18 protein-coding genes are annotated in these 18,664 nt (G+C 63.5%); 8 read left to right on the plus strand and 10 right to left on the minus strand.

Annotated elements, in window-relative coordinates; all coding sequences use genetic code 11:
• Positions 1–45 precede the first annotated feature (45 nt).
• Positions 46–1,101 (minus strand): ABC transporter substrate-binding protein, encoded by a 1,056-nt coding sequence (locus H3H45_RS08320; RefSeq protein WP_182833274.1) that lies wholly within the window; start codon positions 1,099–1,101, stop codon positions 46–48.
• 312 nt (positions 1,102–1,413) lie between these two features.
• On the opposite strand from H3H45_RS08320, the gene H3H45_RS08325 reads away from it, so the two are divergent.
• Positions 1,414–2,130, plus strand: a complete 717-nt coding sequence (locus tag H3H45_RS08325; protein ID WP_173207999.1) for a UTRA domain-containing protein — start codon at positions 1,414–1,416, stop codon at positions 2,128–2,130.
• A 4-nt stretch (positions 2,131–2,134) separates the two neighbouring features.
• Here the strand turns inward: H3H45_RS08325 and H3H45_RS08330 are convergent, their stop codons facing one another.
• On the minus strand, positions 2,135–2,932 hold the full coding sequence (locus tag H3H45_RS08330) for an MBL fold metallo-hydrolase (protein WP_182833275.1): 798 nt from the start codon (positions 2,930–2,932) through the stop codon (positions 2,135–2,137).
• Positions 2,933–3,016: 84 nt separating this feature from the next.
• On the opposite strand from H3H45_RS08330, the gene H3H45_RS08335 reads away from it, so the two are divergent.
• The 5 genes from H3H45_RS08335 to H3H45_RS08355 all read left to right on the plus strand — a co-directional run bounded on the left by H3H45_RS08335 (position 3,017) and on the right by H3H45_RS08355 (position 8,964).
• Positions 3,017–3,979, plus strand: a complete 963-nt coding sequence (locus tag H3H45_RS08335; protein WP_235983541.1) for a GlxA family transcriptional regulator — start codon at positions 3,017–3,019, stop codon at positions 3,977–3,979.
• A 401-nt stretch (positions 3,980–4,380) separates the two neighbouring features.
• Positions 4,381–5,280 carry a MotA/TolQ/ExbB proton channel family protein gene (locus H3H45_RS08340; protein WP_182833276.1) on the plus strand — a complete coding sequence of 300 codons (900 nt, stop codon included), beginning with the start codon at positions 4,381–4,383 and terminating at the stop codon, positions 5,278–5,280.
• A 2-nt stretch (positions 5,281–5,282) separates the two neighbouring features.
• Positions 5,283–5,717 carry a TonB system transport protein ExbD gene (exbD, locus tag H3H45_RS08345; protein WP_173207991.1) on the plus strand — a complete coding sequence of 145 codons (435 nt, stop codon included), beginning with the start codon at positions 5,283–5,285 and terminating at the stop codon, positions 5,715–5,717.
• Positions 5,717–6,436, plus strand: coding sequence for a TonB C-terminal domain-containing protein (locus H3H45_RS08350; RefSeq protein ID WP_182833277.1), 720 nt, complete (start codon positions 5,717–5,719; stop codon positions 6,434–6,436). The genes exbD and H3H45_RS08350 overlap by 1 nt, the downstream gene beginning before the upstream one ends.
• A gap of 179 nt (positions 6,437–6,615) precedes the next feature.
• Positions 6,616–8,964, plus strand: coding sequence for an ankyrin repeat domain-containing protein (locus H3H45_RS08355; RefSeq protein ID WP_182833278.1), 2,349 nt, complete (start codon positions 6,616–6,618; stop codon positions 8,962–8,964).
• A 129-nt stretch (positions 8,965–9,093) separates the two neighbouring features.
• Here H3H45_RS08355 and H3H45_RS08360 read toward each other — a convergent pair whose 3' ends face one another.
• From H3H45_RS08360 to minC, 5 genes are all read right to left on the minus strand, one after another.
• Positions 9,094–10,383 carry a M18 family aminopeptidase gene (locus H3H45_RS08360; protein ID WP_182833279.1) on the minus strand — a complete coding sequence of 430 codons (1,290 nt, stop codon included), beginning with the start codon at positions 10,381–10,383 and terminating at the stop codon, positions 9,094–9,096.
• A gap of 275 nt (positions 10,384–10,658) precedes the next feature.
• Positions 10,659–11,294, minus strand: coding sequence for an RluA family pseudouridine synthase (locus H3H45_RS08365; RefSeq protein WP_182833280.1), 636 nt, complete (start codon positions 11,292–11,294; stop codon positions 10,659–10,661).
• Between the two features lie 56 nt (positions 11,295–11,350).
• The gene (gene minE / locus H3H45_RS08370; protein WP_021701941.1) at positions 11,351–11,605 is read right to left on the minus strand and encodes a cell division topological specificity factor MinE; all 255 of its coding nucleotides are present in this window, start codon (positions 11,603–11,605) and stop codon (positions 11,351–11,353) included.
• The gene (minD, locus tag H3H45_RS08375) at positions 11,605–12,417 is read right to left on the minus strand and encodes a septum site-determining protein MinD (protein ID WP_182833281.1); all 813 of its coding nucleotides are present in this window, start codon (positions 12,415–12,417) and stop codon (positions 11,605–11,607) included. The genes minE and minD overlap by 1 nt, the downstream gene beginning before the upstream one ends.
• Before the next feature lie 102 nt (positions 12,418–12,519).
• On the minus strand, positions 12,520–13,260 hold the full coding sequence (gene minC, locus H3H45_RS08380; protein WP_182833282.1) for a septum site-determining protein MinC: 741 nt from the start codon (positions 13,258–13,260) through the stop codon (positions 12,520–12,522).
• A gap of 111 nt (positions 13,261–13,371) precedes the next feature.
• On the opposite strand from minC, the gene H3H45_RS08385 reads away from it, so the two are divergent.
• On the plus strand, positions 13,372–14,301 hold the full coding sequence (locus H3H45_RS08385; protein WP_182833283.1) for a lipid A biosynthesis lauroyl acyltransferase: 930 nt from the start codon (positions 13,372–13,374) through the stop codon (positions 14,299–14,301).
• 41 nt (positions 14,302–14,342) lie between these two features.
• Positions 14,343–15,563, plus strand: a complete 1,221-nt coding sequence (locus H3H45_RS08390) for a patatin-like phospholipase family protein (RefSeq protein WP_182833284.1) — start codon at positions 14,343–14,345, stop codon at positions 15,561–15,563.
• Positions 15,564–15,581: 18 nt separating this feature from the next.
• Here H3H45_RS08390 and H3H45_RS08395 read toward each other — a convergent pair whose 3' ends face one another.
• The 3 genes from H3H45_RS08395 to H3H45_RS08405 form a co-directional block, all read right to left on the minus strand.
• The gene (locus H3H45_RS08395; protein WP_182833285.1) at positions 15,582–16,430 is read right to left on the minus strand and encodes a pirin family protein; all 849 of its coding nucleotides are present in this window, start codon (positions 16,428–16,430) and stop codon (positions 15,582–15,584) included.
• Positions 16,431–16,546: 116 nt separating this feature from the next.
• Positions 16,547–17,293 carry an MlaA family lipoprotein gene (locus H3H45_RS08400; RefSeq protein WP_182833887.1) on the minus strand — a complete coding sequence of 249 codons (747 nt, stop codon included), beginning with the start codon at positions 17,291–17,293 and terminating at the stop codon, positions 16,547–16,549.
• Between the two features lie 22 nt (positions 17,294–17,315).
• Positions 17,316–18,614 carry an alpha/beta fold hydrolase gene (locus H3H45_RS08405; protein ID WP_182833286.1) on the minus strand — a complete coding sequence of 433 codons (1,299 nt, stop codon included), beginning with the start codon at positions 18,612–18,614 and terminating at the stop codon, positions 17,316–17,318.
• Between the last annotated feature and the right edge of the window lie 50 nt (positions 18,615–18,664).

The raw sequence follows: 18,664 nt of genomic DNA on the forward strand, positions 1-18,664 counted from the left end.
TTGAGCAAAAACACGGCCCGGCGAGTGCCGGGCCGTGGCGAACGCTTACTGCATTTCGATGATCACGTTTTCCTGCCACAGCTGCGGCAGTGCTTTCGAGGTGACTTCCCAGGCTGCCGGATCCTTGATCGGCTGGACCTTGGCGTACTGCTCGTTGGGCAGCAGCTTGGCCTGCACCTCGGCCGGCAGGGTCAGGTGCTCGGCGCGGATCGGCCGGGCGTTGCCCTTGGCCAGGTTGATCTGCCCGGCATCGCTCAAGATGTACTCACGCGCCAGCTTGGCCGCGTTTGGGTGCTTGGCGTATTTGTTGATGATGGTGGTGTAGCCGGAGATCACCGAGCCGTCGGATGGGATCAGCACTTCGAAACGGCTCGGGTCGATCTGGTCGCGGTAGGACAGGCCGTTGAAGTCCCAGACGATGCCGACTTCCACTTCGCCTTTTTCCAGGGTCTGGATGGTCGGGTTGGACAGGCCCAGGCGGCCCTGCTTGGCGATCTCGGCGAAGAAGTCCAGGCCCGGCTGGATGTTCTTCTCGTCACCACCGTTGGCAATGGCGGCGGCCAGTACGCCGTTGACGGCCTGGGCGGCGGCACTGACGTCACCGATGGCGACCTTGTACTTGCCCTGTTTCAGGTCGGCCCAGGACTTGGGTACGTCCTTGACCAGCTGCTTGTTGACGATAAAGGCGATGGAGCCGGTGTAGGCGAGCATCCAGTGGCCGTCCGCGTCCTTGGCCCAGGTTGGAATCTGTTCCCAGGTCGTCGGTTTGTAGGCTTGGGTAACACCCTGCTGTACGGCGATGGGGCCGAAGGCCGCACCGACGTCGCCGATGTCGGCGGTGGCGTTGTCCTTCTCGGCAGCGAATTTGGCGATTTCCTGGGCCGAGCTCATGTCGGTGTCCATGTGCTTGAGGCCATAGAGTTTGTTCAGGTCGGCCCAGGTGTCCTTCCAGTTGGCCCAGCTGTCCGGCATGCCGACGCTGTTGACCTCGCCCTCTGCGCGGGCGGCTTTTTCCAGGCTCTTTACATCCTCGTTGGCCATGGCCTGGTTACCCAGAATAATGGCCGATCCCATCAGTGAAGCCAGCAGCAGGCGTTTCATGGTGAAGCTCCTTAGCAGGGTGAAAGATTGGTCTAGATCAGCAAGACCCAGGCCAATCTAGAGGCTTTCTATGACGTTTTTATGGCAACGCATTGCCCTGCTCCTCAGGGGCGCGCTGCGCCTGAAAGCGTAGACCATGGCTAAGTAACTGATTTACCGAGAGACTGCCGGGCCAGATGGCATGGCGCGTGCAGGCACAAAGGCGCGGCTGGTGACTGTCATCCCGCAGTCATCCAGCTTGCCTAGCATGACCGCACGTTCGACCGGTTGTGCCTCTTTTTGGTGCTGGTCTATTCCAGAGTGGAGTTTTGCATGCGCGACGAAGCGCCCCGTACCGTTACCGCCATCTGCCGTGCCTTGCAGGAGCAGATCGAGCATGGCCTGCTGACGCAGGGCAGCCAGCTGCCGGCCGAGCGCAAGCTCAGCGAGCTGTTCGAGACCACCCGCATCACCCTGCGCGAGGCGCTGGGGCAGTTGGAAGCAGAAGGTCTGATCTACCGCGAGGAACGCCGCGGCTGGTTCGTTTCGCCGCCGCGGCTGGCCTACAACCCGCTGGTGCGCAGCCACTTCCATGCAATGGTGCGCGAGCAGGGCCGGCAGTCGTCCACCGAGCTGCTCAGTGCACGGCTGATCCCGGCGCCGGTGGATATCTGCGCGCTGCTGGAGTTGCCGGCGCTGTCGGCGGTATTGCAGATCCGCCGCGCGCGGCGCATTGACGGGCGCCTGGTGCTGTACGTCGAGCACTACCTGAATCCGGCTTACTTCCCCGGCATCCTGCAGTTCGACCTGACCTGCTCGCTGACCGAGCTGTACGCCAGCGAATACGCCATCCATTACGGCCGGGTGCGTTTCGACATCCTGCCCACCGCCTTGCCGGCCGAGGCGGCGAACAGCCTGAAAACCACCCTGGGCAGCCCGGCGCTGCGCATCACCCGGGTCAACCGCGACCAGCACGGGCGGCTGATCGACTGCGACCTGGAGTTCTGGCGCCACGACGCTATTCACGTCAGCGTCGAAGTGCCGGAGTGAGGCGCTAGCCGGCGACCAGCCTTTGCTTCTCCGTCGAGAACTCCAGGGTCTCACCATCCAGCGGTACGCGCAGGCGCTCACTGATGCCCCGGCGCGTGGCCTCCTGCAGCAAGCCGGCGCGGGTCACCGGGCAATGGTCGAGGGCTTCCAGGTGGTTGGCGACGATGATGCCGCTGCTGAGCTGGAGCGCGGCGAGAATGTCGGCCTGGCCCATGATGATCTCGCCGCCCAGATCGAAACGCGCGCCACCGGCTGGCAGTACGCTGACTGCCGGTGCCAGTTGCGTCAGGCACTGGCGCACCTCGGCGGTGAGCAGGGTGTCGCCGGCGATATAGAGGCTGGGTTCCTGGGGAATCTGGATGAAGTAGCCGTAGCCATGAGCCATCAGGCTGCCGATAAAGCCCTCGCCGTGTAGGCAGGGAATCGCCTGAATAGTGCCGTTGAAAAACGCTCCGCCGGCCTGGCTGGGTAGCTCCTGCACGTTGAGCCGGCGCTTGCGCAGGTAATCCGCATCCTCCGCCATGCATAGCACCGGGATATTGCGCTCGCGTAGCCAGCGGATGGCGCTTCGGTCGAGGTGGTCGAAATGGCCTTTCTGGCAATGGGTGATCAGGCAATGGGTGACGCGCTGCAGGTGCTCGCTGGCGTTGTCCGGCAGCTCGACCAGCGGATTGCGCCGCCGTCGGGCGAGATACTTGAGTGCGGGCAGCTGGCCTTGGGCGGCCAGCATGGGGTCGACCAGCAGGCGAACTTCGCCGAACTCGACGATCAGGGTGGCATTACGCAGTTGGGTGATTTGCATGGCGACCTCCGGGATGGGAGGGCTGATTGTAAAAATCCGTCTGCGGGATAAAGATGGCAGGAATTGCCATAAATAGGACATTTCATGCCAGTACAGAAAATCGGCCTGGTGCTGTATCCCGGTTGCATGCCGGCGGGCCTGTTCGCCTTCGCCGACCTGCTGACGGCTGCCAATCGGCGTGCTGGCGAGCAGCGTTTCGAGCTGTGCTGGGTGGGGCTGGACAGCGAACCGGTCGACTGTGCCCAGGGCATGCGCTTGCAGCCGCAGAGCAGCCTGGCCCAGGCCGCGTGCAGCGCCGTGCTGATTCCCGGACTGTGGGCGGATTCGGAGGCGATGATCGCCCAGGTGTTGGAGGCCAATCGCGGTCTGATTCGAGCGTTGAGCCAGTTGCCGCGCAGTACCCGGCTGTGGAGCTACTGCACCGGCGTGTGCCTGCTGGCGCAGAGCGGGCGTTTACAGGGCGAGCGCGCGACGGCCACCTGGTGGCTGGCGTCCAGCCTGCAGCAGCGTTTTCCCCAGGTTGATTGGCAGTTCGAACAGACCCAGGTGAGCAATCGCCTGACTGCCACGGCATCCGGGGTCAGTGGTTACCTGCCGATCGCCCGGGCGCTGATCGAGGAGCAGCTGGGCGCGCTGGTCTATCGCGAGATCGCCACGCTGATGGTGTTGCCGCGCCCGGAACCGGCGACGCCGGTGTTTCGCTCCGTCGGCCTGATGCAGCAGACGGACCCGCTGCTGCGCCGCTTGCACCTGTTGGTGGAGCGCCTGCCGGCCCAGAAGCTTGGGGTGCAGCGGCTCGCCGATGAACTGGCCGTTTCCGCGCGAACCCTGGCGCGCAAGGTACGGGCGCTGACGGGGCTGGCGGTGGCGGATCAGGTGCGCCTGATCAAACTCAACCAGGCCAGCGAGCGGCTGATCCTCACGGCGGATTCGATCAGTCGGATCAGTGCCGCCTTGGGCTACGGCGATGAGTCGAGCTTTCGGCGCACCTTCAAGCACGTCACCGGGCTGACCCCGGCTGCCTATCGGCAGCAGTACAAAGTCTAGAACCGCTCTGCAATTTGGCGTTTCAGTACAAGCCCAAGCCGATCGCTGAGTTCAAACAAAGGTTGTAAATTCTTTACTCAGAAGGGCGTGCGGCTCGTTCCTTGCGTCTTATAAGGCAGCGTGTTCTCGCCTGTATTGGCTGAAAAGTTAGGGCGTTCGATTCTGCAGTTCGCCTCTTTTCTGAACTTGCCGGCATAGGCACTATGGGGCGCCGCGCTGTTAGCAGGCCGCTGTTACTGGCGTAGCGCCTTGTCTGGCTCTAGTCCAAAAGATCGTGAACAGGTTCTAAGTCGCAAGCGGCTTACCGAGCCTGTTTTTATCGCTGTAGTGACAGCGTGGGTGGTTTTTCAACGGCCTGATCAACCACACTGGTCGTTCTAATAAAAAGACAGGGAGGTTATATGCAACTCAGTTCTATTGGTTTCTCGCTGGCGCGTTGGCAGGCGCGGGTGCGTCTGGCGGCACTCCTGGTGCTGGTTGGCCTGAGCGGGGTAACCGCCAACGCTGTATTGGCCCAGGCCGATGGGCCCGCAGGCATGCAACAGCCTGGCGCCGTTTCCGCTCCCTTACCAGCTGTCCCGGCCACCCCCGCAGCAACGCCGAACCTGACCGGCGCACTTGCCGAGACGCCACCTTTCGGCGTTCGCGAGATGTTCAGCCAAGCCGACTGGGTGGTTAAGTCGGTGATGATCTTCCTAGCCTTTTGCTCATTGCTGACCTGGGCAGTACTGTTCGAGAAGCTGTTCGTCTTCGCCCGTGCTCGGCGCGCCAACAATCGCTTTCTCGAGGCTTTCCGCAAGGGTGAGCTGGAACACCTGAGTCCCGTGGCCAGCAACAGCGCCATGGCCCGTATGTGGCAGGTCGGCCAGGCCGAACTCAAGCACTTCGGTCGCAACCGCAATAAGGACGCCAGCGCCGATCAGATCAACCGCCTGTTGCAGCGTATCTCGCTGACTTCGAGCATTGTTCAGGAGCGCGATCTGGCGCGCTTGGGCAGCCTGATGGGGGTGCTGGCAACAATAGGCGCTACGGCACCTTTTATCGGCCTGTTCGGTACCGTCTGGGGCATCCTCAACAGCTTCGCCAATATCGCCACGATGAAGTCATCCAGTCTGGCGATTGTCGCGCCGGGTATCGCCGAGGCCTTGCTGGCCACTGCGCTGGGGCTGTTTGCGGCTATCCCCGCAGTGATGATCTTCAACAAGTTCGCCAGGGACATTAACGGCTTCGTCGGTGCGCTGGATAACTTCTCGGCGGAGATGATCGCGGCCATGTCGCGCAAGCTGGATGAGGTGCACTGAGCATGAGCATCCAGTTCAATTCCGGGCCCATGGTCAAGCGCCACAACTATCAACAGAACGCCGAGATGAACATCACGCCCTTCGTCGATGTGATGCTGGTGCTGCTGATCATCTTTATGGTCGCCGCGCCGCTGGCCACCGTTGATGTGCCGGTGGATCTGCCGAGCAATGCCGCGGCGCCGACCCCGCCGCCGACCGACCCCCTGTATATCAGCGTGCAGGCCGATGGCCTGTTGTTCGTCCAGGAACAAGGCGTGGCGCTGGCCGAACTGGCTGGCGTGGTGCGCGGCGCAACCGGCAATCGGCTGGATACCCGGCTGTTTCTGCGCGGCGATCAGGCGGTGGATTACGGCACCCTGATGCGGGTAATGAATAACCTGCAGAAAGCCGGTTACAGCCAGATCAGCCTGGTGGCAGCGCAAGAGCTGACGCCCTGATGGCTGGCCCCAGGATCGAAGTTCACTGGCCGATCCGCCTGCTGGTTATTCTGGTTTCCCTGGCACTGCACGGCGCTTTGCTGGTCTGGTTGTTAAGCGCTGATCGGCGTCAGACGCGGCCTGAGCAGCCGCAAGCGATTGCCGTGCAGATGGTTGAGCTGCCTGTGCCGGAACCAGAGCCGGAGCCTGAGCCAGAACCGCCCGAGCCAGCACCCATCCCTGAACCCGAACGGGAACCAGAGCCTGCGCCGCCGCCTCCGGTAAAAGCGCCCGTGGTGAAAAAAGCTGCACTGCCACCGCGCGCGCCAAGCAAGTCCGCTGGCCCACCGGTGCATGCGTTTGGTGCCAATAACGATTGGGCCGCGCCACCCACTCCAGCGCCAAGCGCCAGCCGTAGCAGGCAAGTCCCGTCGGACTATGCCGACACGGTGAAGAGTCGGGTGATCGCCAATCTCAAACGTCCAGAAGGTGCGGTTTACAAGCCGCCACCCGGCTACAAGGGCGATCCCGCCGATCTCAAGAGGAAGTGTCATATCTCTTATGAGATCACCCTGGATAGCAGCGGCAAGATGCTCTCCTACGAAATCGACCCCTGCGGCGACCCATTATTGGATGCCGCTGCCGAACAGGCCGTGCTCAAGGCGGGGCCATTTCCGCCACCGCCCAACCAGGGTGCTGCGCGCTACACCGTGTACGGCACGGCCATCTTCATCAAATGACCTGGAGTCAGGCATCTATGTCGGTTTCTTTGTGTTCGCGAATGGCCGCCCTCGCTGCCCTGGGCGCTGCGCTTGTGGCCTGTACCACGCCAGAGCCAATCGCTAAGCCCGTAGCGCAGCCGGTTCAGCCGCGTGCGGTGAGCCTGGCCAGTTTCGACTGTGTCGACGGATTGCCCGCAGTGCATCGGCAGATCTGCGCCAGCGAGGCGTTGGCTCGTCTGGACAAACAGGTGATTGAGCAGTACCGCAGCCGCCTGCGTGGCCTGGATCTGCCTGGCGCCTTGCTGCTGGAGGCCAATCAGCGCCAATGGCTGCTGAGCAGGGCGGGGCAATGCCCGCTGACCGATGCCGCCCAGGCGCAGGACTGCCTGATGGCCCTGTACCGCCAGCGCGCCGACGACCTGGCCAACTGGTCCGAAGCCCGGCCGACGAATCATCAGGGTGCCCATGGCCTATCCGCCTACGCCGAATTCAGGTTGGCAGACAGTCGCGATGCCAGCCTGTGCGAGTCGATGAAAACGGCGCTGAATCAGGATTTGCAACGCAACGGCTTTCCCGTGCCGGCGCGCCTGCCGGGCGCCACGGCGCTAGCCGGCAGCCATGGCCCGGCCGCCAGCGTCGAGCTTGCCGGCCAGCGCTTCAGTGTCGACCTCTATGACGCCGGCCCCTACGCCAGCTATCAACTGCGCGCGCGCGGGCTCAGCCACAACGGCCAGCTGATCTTCGACGACAGCACGTTGCCGCGCTGGGTAGCGGAGCTGCCCAACTACGGCGGACGTGCCTATCTCTCTTCGTCGCAGACCCGCGACTACGGCGCTATCGATATCTTCCGCTTGGGTGGCCGGGAGCTGGTGCTGGTCAATGAAACCTGGGGCTTCTACTCGCCGGCGGCCCGCGGCGAATCGGCTTATGCAGGGCTCTATGCCCTGGACGGTCTGGGCCTGAAACCCTTGTGCCTGTACCAGGCCTACCTGACCCCAGCGCGCAGCAATTCGCTGGACGGCTTGCCCGCGTTCGCGGCGTTGCAAGCCGAGCTGTCCACCCTGGCCGGCGATCCGCCGGCCGAGGTTGCCCAGCATGAGCGCCTCGACAGAGCCCAGAGCCAGAAGGAAAGGCTCTGGACGCTGCTCAATATGCCGCTGGTGGGCGTTCAGGAGCTGCAGGCGTATGGGCGTGAAGGGGCGATCCGGCAGCGTCACGACGACAGCCTGAATCGGCTGTTCGATTGGTCGGAGCGCAACCTGGACAATAAACTCTTCTACCGCCGCTTGCTGCCGATGCTACAACCGGCCCACAGCGAGCTGCAGCAGCTGTTCAGCGACCAGGGCCTCGACCCGGCCCAGGCCAGTACGGCCGCCGATCTGCTGCTGCATGAAAGCCTGGCCAGGGCCAGCGAGTACTTGGCAATCCCGGCCCCGGCCCCGGAGATGCCGCTGCCGCCTCATGCCGACTATCGCCCGCACTATGCCATCGCGCCGACGCCGGGCGAGTTGGAACGGGGGCGCAATTTCGCTACCTTGCACAGCGTATTGCTGAATAACGCGCCCGCCCATGTGGTGAACGACTTTATCGCCTACGAAACCGAGAACCTCGGCGAGGATCGCGGGCTCAGCGTGGATGGCAGCCCGGCGGCGATGGCGGCGGTGCAGAACCCGCAGAACCTCGAGCTGCTGTTGCGCAGCGATTTCGATGCCAATCAGAGCAATGCCTGGGGCAAAACCGCCTTGATGAGCGCGGCGCAGCTCAATCAGGCGGACAGCGTGCGTCTGTTGCTCAGCAACGGCGCCGATGTGCACAGCCAGACCCGCTCGCTTCCCGGTACGGGTGTCGGTGGCGTGGAGCGTGTTGAGGCCATGCAGTCGCGGCAAACCGCCTTGCTGGTTGCGGCCAGGCAGGCGGATGCGCACGTGCTAGGTGCCTTGCGCGATGCCGGAGCCCTGCGTGAGGAATGGCCGGGTTATGCGCAACAAGTCTGCGCGGCCCTCGACAGTAATCCGCGGCTCGATGGCAGCGCGCGCGAGCAACTCAGAGCACCGCTATGCGGGACTTACAGCCCAGCGCCCAAGCAGGCGTTGCAGCAGTCCGTGCAACTGATAGAACGTCCGGCGGTAAACCTGTTTGCCCGCCATTTTGAGCTGACGCCGCAGGTCTTCGGCGTGGAGATCCGCCAGATGGCCCTCAACCTGGGCATGACGGCGGTGCGGCGCGGCAAGGTCAAAATCACCGGCCCCTTGACCCTGGTGTTCGATGACCTTGCCGGCAATAGCCCGCAGCTGTTGAAGTTCGATCTGGGCTTGCCGGTGTCGTCCGGTGCCGCGGTGGTAAATAACCACAAGGTGCTGCGAACCGAGCATAGCCTGGTGTTGAGCACCGACTTCGACCCGCAGCGCAACGATGTCGAAGGCACCTGGCGACTGTTGGCCGCCGCCGCCGCAGCCCAGGGCTTGACCCCGACCAATCAAGGCTATTTGGTGATTCACGGCAACAACGGCGAAAGAACCGAGTATCAGCTGGTGGTGAAACGCTAAAAGGGCGGCTGGATTACTCCAGCCGCTGTTCCCCGGTAAAACTCAAAGTCGCCTTGGAGCGCCGGCAGTAATAACGCCGGCTTTTTCCGACCAAGGCAGGGCCGGATGGTGCTGGCGCAGGCTAGTCCATCAGGCCAATTCAGGGCTGGCGTAGAAGGCCGCCAGCACTTTCACCAGATGGGCCAGGTCGTGGCTGCCGGCCAGTTCGCGGATCGAGTGCATGGCGAAGGTCGGCAGGCCGATGTCCACGGTACGCACGCCCAGCTGGCTGGCAGTGATCGGGCCGATGGTCGAGCCGCAGCCCATGTCACTGCGCACCACGAAGCTCTGCACCGGCACTTCCTCGGCCAGGCACAGGTGGCGGAAGAAGCCAGCGGTCTCGCTGTTGGTGGCGTAGCGCTGGTTACTGTTGACCTTGATTACCGGGCCGGCGTTGAGCTTGGGGCCGTGGTTGGCGTCGTGCTTGTCGGCGTAGTTGGGGTGCACGCCGTGGGCGTTGTCGGCCGACACCAGCAGGGACTTCTGGATGCTGCGCACGAATCCGTCGCCTTCCGGCAAGACGCGGCGCAGCACCTGTTCGAGGAACGGACCGTCGGCGCCGCAGGCCGAGCAGGAGCCGATCTCCTCGTGGTCGGTGCACACCAGCACGCAGGTCTCGTCGCCTTCGGCGCTCAGCAGCGCCTGCAGGCCGGCGTAACAGGACAGCAGGTTGTCCAGGCGTGCCCCAGCGATGAAGTCCTGGTTGAGGCCGATTACCGCGGCGCTCTGGGTATCATAGAAGCTCAGCTCGTAGTCCAGCACCGCATCGGCGCTGATGCCGTGTTCCTCGGCCAGACGGTCGGTGAGCAGGGCGCGGAAGTCTGCCGGTTCTTCGCCGGCGATCTGCGCCAGGATCGGCGGCAGTTCGTTCTGCTGGTTGATCGGCCAGCCCTGGTTGGCCTCGCGGTTGAGGTGGATGGCCAGGTTGGGGATGGTGGCGATCGGCAGCTGGAAGTCGATCAGCTGGCTCTGTACCTTGCCGCCCTCGCGGAAGGTCACCCGTCCGGCCAGCGACAGGTCGCGGTCGAACCAGGGGGCGAGCAGGGCGCCGCCGTAGACTTCCACGCCGAGCTGGAAGAAGCCCTGGCGCTGCAGTTCCGGCTGCGGCTTGACGCGCAGGCAGGGGCTGTCGGTGTGTGCGCCAACCAGGCGCAGGCCGCCTTCCAGGGCGCTGCGCTTGCCCAGCTTGAAGGCGATGATCGAGGAGTCGTTGCGGGTGACGTAGTAGCGTCCGCCGGCTTCGGTATGCCAGGACTCGCGCTCGTCCAGAGCCTTATAGCCGGCAGCTTGCAGGCGCTGGGCCAGGCTGCGGGTGGCGTGGAAGGGGGTGGGCGAGGCCTTGAGGAAATCGATCAGGCCCTGATTCAGTTCTTCGCGCATACACAGCTCCGGACGGCAATATCGAGAGTTTATCGGATTGTGTGGCGCGTTTGGCAGGCGCGTGGTGCCCTTAGCCTGTAGATGGCGAAGTGCATCGGCGTAGCCCGGATGCAATCCGGTAAGGGTTGTGCGGTATTGCCCCGGATTGCATCCGGGCACGCAACTAAAGAGCGGGGAGGGTTGGGGGAGAGGGTTGCGGGTTAGTCCCTCTCTCCAGGTCCCTCGGTTTTGGCTTCCTGCGTCACCTCCCACAAGTGGGAGAGGGGAGAAAGTCGTCAGAACGGTGCCGGGCACTCGAAGCGCATACGCTCGCCGGTCTGCGGGTGGGTCAGGCAAAGCATGCTGGCGTGCAGGCACAAACGCGGCCAGGCGGCCAGAGCCTGTGCGTGGGCGTACAGGCCGTCACCGAGCAGCGGATGGCCGATCGACAGCATATGCACGCGCAACTGGTGCGAGCGGCCGGTGATCGGTGTCAGCTCGACGCGGCAGTAGTCGCCGCAGCGCTCGACGATGCGCCAGTAGGTCAGCGCGTGTTTGCCTTGCTCATGGTCGACCACGTGGCGCGGCTTGGTTGGCGGGTCGTAGCGCAGCGGCAGGTCGATGCTGCCGCTGTCCAGTTCCGGCTGGCCCCAGCACAGGGCGGTATAGGCCTTCTCGGTCTCGCGGTCGTGGAACTGGCGGGATAGCTCGCGGTGGCTGTCGGCATCACGAGCGAGGACGATGATGCCGGAGGTTTCCCAGTCCAGGCGGTGGACGATGCGCGCTTCCGGGTAGCCGTTTTCCTGCAGGCGGGTCACCAGGCAGTCGCGGTTGTCCTCGGCGCGGCCGGGCACCGAGAGCAGCAGGGTGGGCTTGTTGATCACCAGCAGGGCGGCGTCCTGATGGAGGATTTCGACATTCGACAGCGGCATGGGCATTCCACAAATGACAACGGCGGCCTTGGCCGCCGTTGCTTACCCCAGGCGAATCAACGATCCGGCAGGGTGATATTGAGTTCCAGAATGGAGCAGCTGCCCTGGTTTTCCAGCGCGACCTGCACCTGATCCTGCTCGATGTTGACGTACTTGCGGATCACCTCGACCAGCTCTTTCTGCAGGGCCGGCAGGTAGTCCGGCTGGCTGCGCTGGCCGCGCTCGTGGGCGACGATGATCGACAGACGCTCTTTCGCAATCGACGCAGGGGTTTCCTTCTTGCGTTCACGAAAGAAATCGAAAATGTTCATTAGCGCGCTCCAAACAGGCGTTGCATGAGTCCTTTCTTCTGCACGTCGAGGAAGCGATGGGGCACTTCCTTGCCCAGCAGACGGTCGACGGCATCGCCATAGGCCTGGCCGGCATCACTCTCTTCGTCGAGGATCACCGGTACGCCCTGGTTGGAGGCTTTCAGCACGGCCTGGGATTCCGGGATCACGCCGAGCAGGTTGATGGCGAGGATTTCCTCGACGTCTTCCACGCCGAGCATTTCGCCCTTGGTCACGCGCTCGGGGTTGTAGCGGGTCAGCAGCAGACGCTCCTTGATCGGCTCCAGGCCCTGTTCGGCGCGGCGCGACTTGCTGGCCAGCAGGCCGAGCATGCGGTCGGAGTCGCGTACCGAGGAGACTTCCGGGTTGGTTACGACGATGGCTTCGTCGGCGAAGTACATGGCCAGGTGGGCACCGGTTTCGATACCGGCTGGCGAGTCGCAGATGACGTATTCGAAGTTCTTCGACAGCTCCTCGATGACCTTGCCCACGCCTTCTTTGGTCAGCGCGTCTTTGTCACGGGTCTGACTGGCAGCCAGTACGTAGAGGTTTTCCAGGCGTTTGTCCTTGATCAGGGCCTGGGTCAGGGTCGCTTCGCCGTTGATCACGTTGACGAAGTCATACACCACACGGCGCTCGCAACCCATGATCAGATCGAGGTTACGCAGGCCGACGTCGAAGTCGACGATCACGGTTTTGTGGCCGCGCAGGGCGAGGCCGGTACCGATGGCGGCGCTGGTGGTGGTTTTACCCACGCCACCCTTGCCGGAAGTGACTACGAGGATCTTGGCCACGGTGATTTACCCCAAATATATGAAAAATAAGGCAATCAAGAGCCGATAAAACGGGCTTCCGGATGCCTTTTTTAGGTCCCTGAAAAGTGGCCGCAGTATCCGTTAAAGGCGGGTGATGTTCAACACGTCACCCGACAGACTGACCTGTATCGACTGCCCCCACAACGGATCACGGCGCAGATCCTCGGCCGTCTTGTACTGGCCGGCCACGGAGAGCATTTCGGCGCCCATCTGCTGGCAGAAAATCCGCGCGCTAGCGTTGCCCTTGACCCCGGCCAGGGCACGACCGCGCATCGGGCCGTAAACATGGATATTACCGTCGGCGAGAAGTTCCGCGCCGGCGCTGACCGGTGCCAGCACCACCAGGTCACCGCCCTGGGCATAGATCTGCTGGCCGCCCCGCACCGGGGTGGTGACGATCTTGGTCGGTTTGACTGCAGGTTCCGCGGGTTTTTCCGGCTTTTCGGCCTTTTTGCGCGCTTCCACCGGCTCGACCAGCTTCTCGCGGGCGCCGGACGGCGGCAGCACCGGTAGATCCAGGGCATTGGCAGCGGCGATGTCGTCCTCGCGGTTGGCGCGAATTGCCAGGGTGCGCAGGCCGTGGGTGCGGCACAGCTCCATCAGCTTGACCAAGTCGAGGCTGCCTTCGCCCTCCGGCAGCTTGTCGAGGGCCAGTACCAGCGGGATGTTCTGGAAGAAGTTGGGGGCCTGGGCGACTTTGTCGGCCAATTGGCGGTCCAGGCGTTCCAGGTCGTTGTGCGCCAGTTCCAGAATGGTGATGGCGAGCATGCTGCCCTTGAGCTGGAACACGGGGTCTTGGTCGAGGAGGTCGGCTTGGCTCATGGTCTACCCATCACACTGAATGGGCACGACTTATAGCGATTAGCCCGCATGGCCGCAAGCCGCGGCGAGTCCTGTAGAATGCCCGGCCCTGTCGTTTGTCCGGAATGATTCATGGATCGCCCGCAATTTCGTGCCTATTTCCTGCATCCGCGCTTCTGGCTGCTGTGGCTGGGCCTGGGCCTGCTCTGGCTGGTTGCGCTGCTGCCTTACCGGGTGCTGATGCTGCTGGGCCGAGGACTGGGCGCGCTGATGTACCGCCTGGCTGTCTCGCGTCGGCAGATTGCCGCCCGCAACCTGGAGCTGTGCTTCCCCGAGCTGTCCGCCGCCGAGCGTGAGCGCCTGCTGCGGGAGAACTTCGCTTCCACCGGCATGACCTTCTTCGAGATGGCAATCAGCTGGTGGTGGCCGGCGGCGCGTTTGCGCCAGTTGGGCACTGTCGAGGGTATCGAGCATATCCGCCAGGCCGAGGCCGAAGGGCAGGGCGTGATCCTCATGGCCCTGCACTTCACTACCCTGGAAATGGGCGGCGCTATTTTGTGCATGCACCAGGGCATGTACGGCATGTATCGGGCGCACAAAAATCCGCTGTTTGATTTCGTCCAGCGCCACGGCCGCGAGCAGCGTCTGCTGGGCGTGGTCGAGCGCGACGAAGTGCGCGGTATGCTCAAGCTGCTGCGCGCTGGTGGGGTGGTCTGGTATGCGCCGGATCAGGACTACGGTGCCCAGCGCAGCATCTTCGTGCCGCTGTTTGGCGTACCGGCGGCCACGGTAACGGCCACCAGCAAGTTCGCCCGCCTGGGCAGGGCGCGAGTTATCCCCTTTACCCAGGAACGCCTGACCGATGGCTCTGGATACCGGGTGGTAGTGCATCCGCCGCTGGCCGATTTCCCGGGTGATAGCGAGGAGGCCGACTGCCTGCGCATCAATCAGTGGATTGAGCAGGCTATTCGCCGGCACCCGGAGCAGTATCTGTGGGCCCACCGGCGCTTCAAGACCCGCCCGCCGGGCGAACCCAAGTTGTATAAGAAGCGCCGCCGATAGCGGCGCCCTATACTGACAAAAAAGACCCTCGGGGATTGTCCATGAATCAGGCCGTACATTCCGACACCCCGGTGACAGGACTGATTCTTTCCGGTGGCGGGGCGCGGGCGGCTTACCAGGTGGGCGTGCTCAGTGCGATTGCCGATCTACTGCCAAATGCGGCACACAATCCTTTCCCGGTCATCGTCGGCACCTCGGCCGGGGCGATCAACGCGGTCGGTCTGGCCTGTGGCGCGCTGCACTTCACCGAGGCGATCCGCCGGCTGACCCAGGTCTGGCAGAACTTCCATTCCGATCAGGTCTACCGTACCGACTGGCCCGGCGTGTTGCGCCAGGCTAGCCGCTTTATCGGTCATAGCCTGTTGGGCATCGGCGGTGATATTCCGGTGGCGCTGCTCGATAGCTCACCGCTGCGCGACATGCTCGAGCGTGAACTGGACTTCTCCGGGATTGCCGCTGCGGTGCGCATGCGCCAACTGCGAGCAGTGGCAGTGACCGCCTTCGGTTACGAGAGTGGCCAGGCGGTGACCTTCTATCAAGGTCGGGCCGCCATCGACCCCTGGTTCCGCCATCGTCGGGTTGGCGTGCCGACCCGCCTGAGCCTGGATCATTTGCTCGCCAGCGCCTCGATTCCGCTGATTTTTCCGCCGGTCAAGGTCAATCGCGAGTATTTCGGCGATGGTGCGGTGCGCCAGTCGGCGCCGATCAGTCCGGCCCTCCATCTGGGTGCCACGCGCGTACTGGTGGTCGGGGTCAGCGGCAATCCGCTGGGGCGTGGCGCCAATCAGGTGGTGTCGCGGCCGCAGACTGGCAAACCACCGACCCTGGCCCAGATCAGCGGGCACATGCTCAACAGCACCTTTATCGACAGTCTGGAAGGCGATATCGAACTGCTCGAACGGCTCAATCACATGAGTCGCCTGGTTCCTTCCGGCCTGCATCCACGCGGGCTGGGCCTGAAACCAGTGGAGGTGCTGGTGATCGCCCCCAGCCAGCCGCTCGATCAGATTGCCGCCCGTCACCGGCACGAGCTGGCCAAGTCGATGCGTTTCTTCCTGCGCGGTTCCGGCGCGACCAAGGCCAGTGGTGCCGGGGTGCTCAGCTACCTGCTGTTCGAGCCCGGCTACTGCAACGAACTGATCGAGCTGGGCTATCAGGACGCCATGGCGCAGAAAGACGCCCTGGCCAGCTTCCTCGGCCTGGCCGTGGCCGTGCCGGCAGCCAGTGTGGCCGAGGTGCTGCCGGTGCCCTCGGCGCGCTGAGAGCCTGCCTGACAGGCATCAGGCCGTCAGCTTGTCATCACGAAAATCACGCAGGGCCTGCTCGATCTCTTCGCGGCTGTTCATCACGAACGGACCGTACTGCACGATCGGCTCGTCCAGCGGCGTGCCTGCAATCAGCAGTACGCGTGCGCCGGTCTCGCTGGCCAGCTCCAGCGCACCTTTCTCGGACAGGCGCACCAGGCGGCTCTTGCCGATGGCATGGCCGTTGACGCCCAGCTCGCCCTCATACACATACAGCAACACCCGCTGGCCATCGGCCAGGCGCGGAGCAAGCCGCGCGCCTGGCGGCAGCTGCAGGTCGAACAGCTGCGGCAGGGTGTGCGGGCGCTGTACGGCGCCGGCCTGTTGCACCTGCCCGTCGTCGAACTGTCCGGCAATCACCGTGACGGCCACGCCATCCGGGGTGACCAGACGCGGTATTTCCTCGGGTGCATAGTCGCGGTAGCCGGCGTCGCCGAGCTTGTCCTTGGCTGGCAGGTTGAGCCAGAGCTGGAAGCCGCGCATCACGCCTTCCTGCTGCTCCGGCATCTCGCTGTGGATGATGCCGCGCGCGGCGGTCATCCACTGCACGCCGCCGCTTTGCAGCAGGCCGACATTGCCCAGATGGTCCTCGTGGCGCATGCGCCCTTCGAGCATGTAGGTGATGGTTTCGAAGCCACGGTGCGGGTGCGGCGGGAAGCCGGCGATGTAGTCGTCGGGGTTGTCCGAACCGAACTCGTCGAGCATCAGGAACGGATCGAAGCGCTCGATGCCGGCCCCGCCGAACACGCGGGTCAAGCGCACGCCAGCACCGTCCGCGGTGGCTTGGCCGATATGCTGGGAGAGGACTTGGCGGAACTGAGTCATGGGGCACCTCCGAAGTGGGAATGTGCCCATGCTATGCCTGTCGATTGAATGGATGGTTGCGAAATTCGCGGCAATTAAATCGATTTTATCGATGCATCTTTATCGATGAATCGCTGTTACTCGGCGATCTGCAGCTTGCGCGCCTCGCGGTAGACGTAGCGGATCTTCTCGTACTCGAACGGCGTATTCAGCTGGCCGTAGCGCAGGTTGGTGGTGTGGCGCATGTCGACCACCCGCAGGCCGGTGATCTCCGGGTGGTCGCTGCTGATTTCGCTGACATTGAGGTAGTTGATCTGGCTCTCCGCAGCGAAGTCGAACACCTTGCCGCCGGTGTCACGCAGGTTGGAGGGGCCAAGCAGTGGCAGCATCACATAGGGGCCGTCGGGCACACCGTAGAAGCCCAGGGTCTGGCCGAAGTCCTCGCTCTGCTTAGGCAGGCCGACATGGCTGGCCGGGTCCCACAGCCCGGCCACGCCGACCGTGGTATTGAGCAGCAGGCGCCCGGTGGTTTGAAGCGAACGCTTGCCCTTGAACTGCAACAGGCTGTTGAGCAGGTTGGGCACATCGCCCAGGTTGCTGAAAAAGTTGCTCACGCCACTGCGCACCACGCGTGGGGTGACGTAGCGGTAGCCATCCACCACCGGCAGGAACACCCATTCGTCGAAGCGGTAGTTGAAGTGGTAGACCCGGCGGTTCCACGATTCCCAGGGGTCGTAGACGTTCAGCGCGCTGAGGCTCGAGCGTTCGAACTCACGCTGGTCGAGGCTGGGGTTGAACTGCAGCTGGTCCAGCGGATTGGTGAAGCCGTCGGCATCGGTTTCAGCCTGGGCGGCCCCGCCAGTCAGCGCCAGGGCGAGCAGCAGTGCAGGGTGTACGAGAGTGTGCTTAGCCACGGAAGAACTCCAGCATGGCGTCGCTGTTGACGCGGTAATTGAGGTTGCCGCAGTGCCCGCCGAGCGGGTAAAGGGTCAGGCGCTCGCCGAAGGTACGGCGCAGGAAGCCGATATCACCGGGACCGAGGATGACGTCGTCGGCGTTGTGCATCACCGCTACCTTGCTGCTGTTTTTCAGGTAGCCCTCGAGGGCATACAGGCTGACCTGGTCGATCAGTTGCGGCAGGCTGCCGCCTTCATTCTTGATGCGCCAGAAGGGAATCAGCTGTTCGGCCATGTAGCAGTCGAAGTCGCATTGCAGGGCGCGCTTGAAGAAGGGCGTCAGGCTGGTGCGGGCGCTGATCGGGTACTGCGGTGGCGTGATCAGGCCACGGCGGTTGATCAGGTCCGAAGTGAAGGCGATATCTGCCGAGGAGAAACGGAACGAACTGCCAATCAGCATGGCCAGCTGCTCGTTGCTCAACTGCTCGTCCGACTGCAGAAAGTCGCGCAGCATGGCGTCGTTGAGGTCGATACGGCCTTCCTTCTGGAAGTAGCGGGCGAGTTTTTCCAGCACCTGCTCGAAATAGGTGGTGCCGCTGTCGATACCCTTGACACGGGTCTGTACCAGGCGATCGAGATTGCTCACCGAGGTGTACAGGTTGACAGGCGGATTGAGCAGCAGCACGCGCTTGAAGTTGAAACTGCGCATGCGCTCGTCCAGCTCGCTGACGAAGGCCGCCTGCAGGCCGCCCAGGCTGTAGCCGGTGAGGTGGTAGTCGCTGACCTCAAGCTTGGGATGCTGGGCGCGCACCGCCATCATCACCCGGTACAGATCTTCCGCATCGTCGCGGGAGATGCCCGGCGTGGCGCTGCGTGATGCAGCACTCATGAAGTCATAGCTGGTAGGCGAGGACAGCTGCACCACATGGTAGCCAGCGCCATAGAACAGGCGCTTGAGGTCTTCGGTCTTGCCACTGGCATAGTTGGCGCCGGTACCGGCGATGATGAAGATCAGCGGGGCGCGGCCATCCTGGCGGGCCATGCGGTAGCGCAGCTTGGTCACCGGCCAGAAGTTGTCCGGCAACTCGAACTCGCGCTCGGGGCGCAGTTTGAGATCGTAGTCGGCCTGGTCGATGTCCTCGTCACTGGGTAATTGCGGGCGCAGGCCTGGTGGGGTGCTGGCAATGGTCGCCTCGAACGGATTGCTCAAGGGGTAGCCGTAGCTGGCGGCATCAACATCGGCAGCCTGCACTGCAGCAACGGAAAGCAGGTTGCCGAGAAGTACGGCAAGAATGGGCAAACGCAACATGGCCAAGTCCCTTTGTGGAAGGCGAAGGGGCAGTGAATAGTAGGGCTGGG

Origin of the sequence: Aquipseudomonas guryensis (assembly GCF_014164785.1) — a bacterium.
Lineage (GTDB): Bacteria > Pseudomonadota > Gammaproteobacteria > Pseudomonadales > Pseudomonadaceae > Aquipseudomonas > Aquipseudomonas guryensis.

Bases quoted from the DNA above. Each gene is read 5' to 3' on its own strand.
- H3H45_RS08320 (WP_182833274.1), bottom strand. From the start codon at position 1,101: ATGAAACGCCTGCTGCTGGCTTCACTGATGGGATCGGCCATTATTCTG.
- H3H45_RS08325 (WP_173207999.1), top strand. From the start codon at position 1,414: ATGCGCGACGAAGCGCCCCGTACCGTTACCGCCATCTGCCGTGCCTTG.
- H3H45_RS08330 (WP_182833275.1), bottom strand. From the start codon at position 2,932: ATGCAAATCACCCAACTGCGTAATGCCACCCTGATCGTCGAGTTCGGC.
- H3H45_RS08335 (WP_235983541.1), top strand. From the start codon at position 3,017: ATGCCAGTACAGAAAATCGGCCTGGTGCTGTATCCCGGTTGCATGCCG.
- H3H45_RS08340 (WP_182833276.1), top strand. From the start codon at position 4,381: ATGCAACTCAGTTCTATTGGTTTCTCGCTGGCGCGTTGGCAGGCGCGG.
- exbD (WP_173207991.1), top strand. From the start codon at position 5,283: ATGAGCATCCAGTTCAATTCCGGGCCCATGGTCAAGCGCCACAACTAT.
- H3H45_RS08350 (WP_182833277.1), top strand. From the start codon at position 5,717: ATGGCTGGCCCCAGGATCGAAGTTCACTGGCCGATCCGCCTGCTGGTT.
- H3H45_RS08360 (WP_182833279.1), bottom strand. From the start codon at position 10,383: ATGCGCGAAGAACTGAATCAGGGCCTGATCGATTTCCTCAAGGCCTCG.
- H3H45_RS08365 (WP_182833280.1), bottom strand. From the start codon at position 11,294: ATGCCGCTGTCGAATGTCGAAATCCTCCATCAGGACGCCGCCCTGCTG.
- minE (WP_021701941.1), bottom strand. From the start codon at position 11,605: ATGAACATTTTCGATTTCTTTCGTGAACGCAAGAAGGAAACCCCTGCG.
- minC (WP_182833282.1), bottom strand. From the start codon at position 13,260: ATGAGCCAAGCCGACCTCCTCGACCAAGACCCCGTGTTCCAGCTCAAG.
- H3H45_RS08385 (WP_182833283.1), top strand. From the start codon at position 13,372: ATGGATCGCCCGCAATTTCGTGCCTATTTCCTGCATCCGCGCTTCTGG.
- H3H45_RS08390 (WP_182833284.1), top strand. From the start codon at position 14,343: ATGAATCAGGCCGTACATTCCGACACCCCGGTGACAGGACTGATTCTT.
- H3H45_RS08395 (WP_182833285.1), bottom strand. From the start codon at position 16,430: ATGACTCAGTTCCGCCAAGTCCTCTCCCAGCATATCGGCCAAGCCACC.
- H3H45_RS08405 (WP_182833286.1), bottom strand. From the start codon at position 18,614: ATGTTGCGTTTGCCCATTCTTGCCGTACTTCTCGGCAACCTGCTTTCC.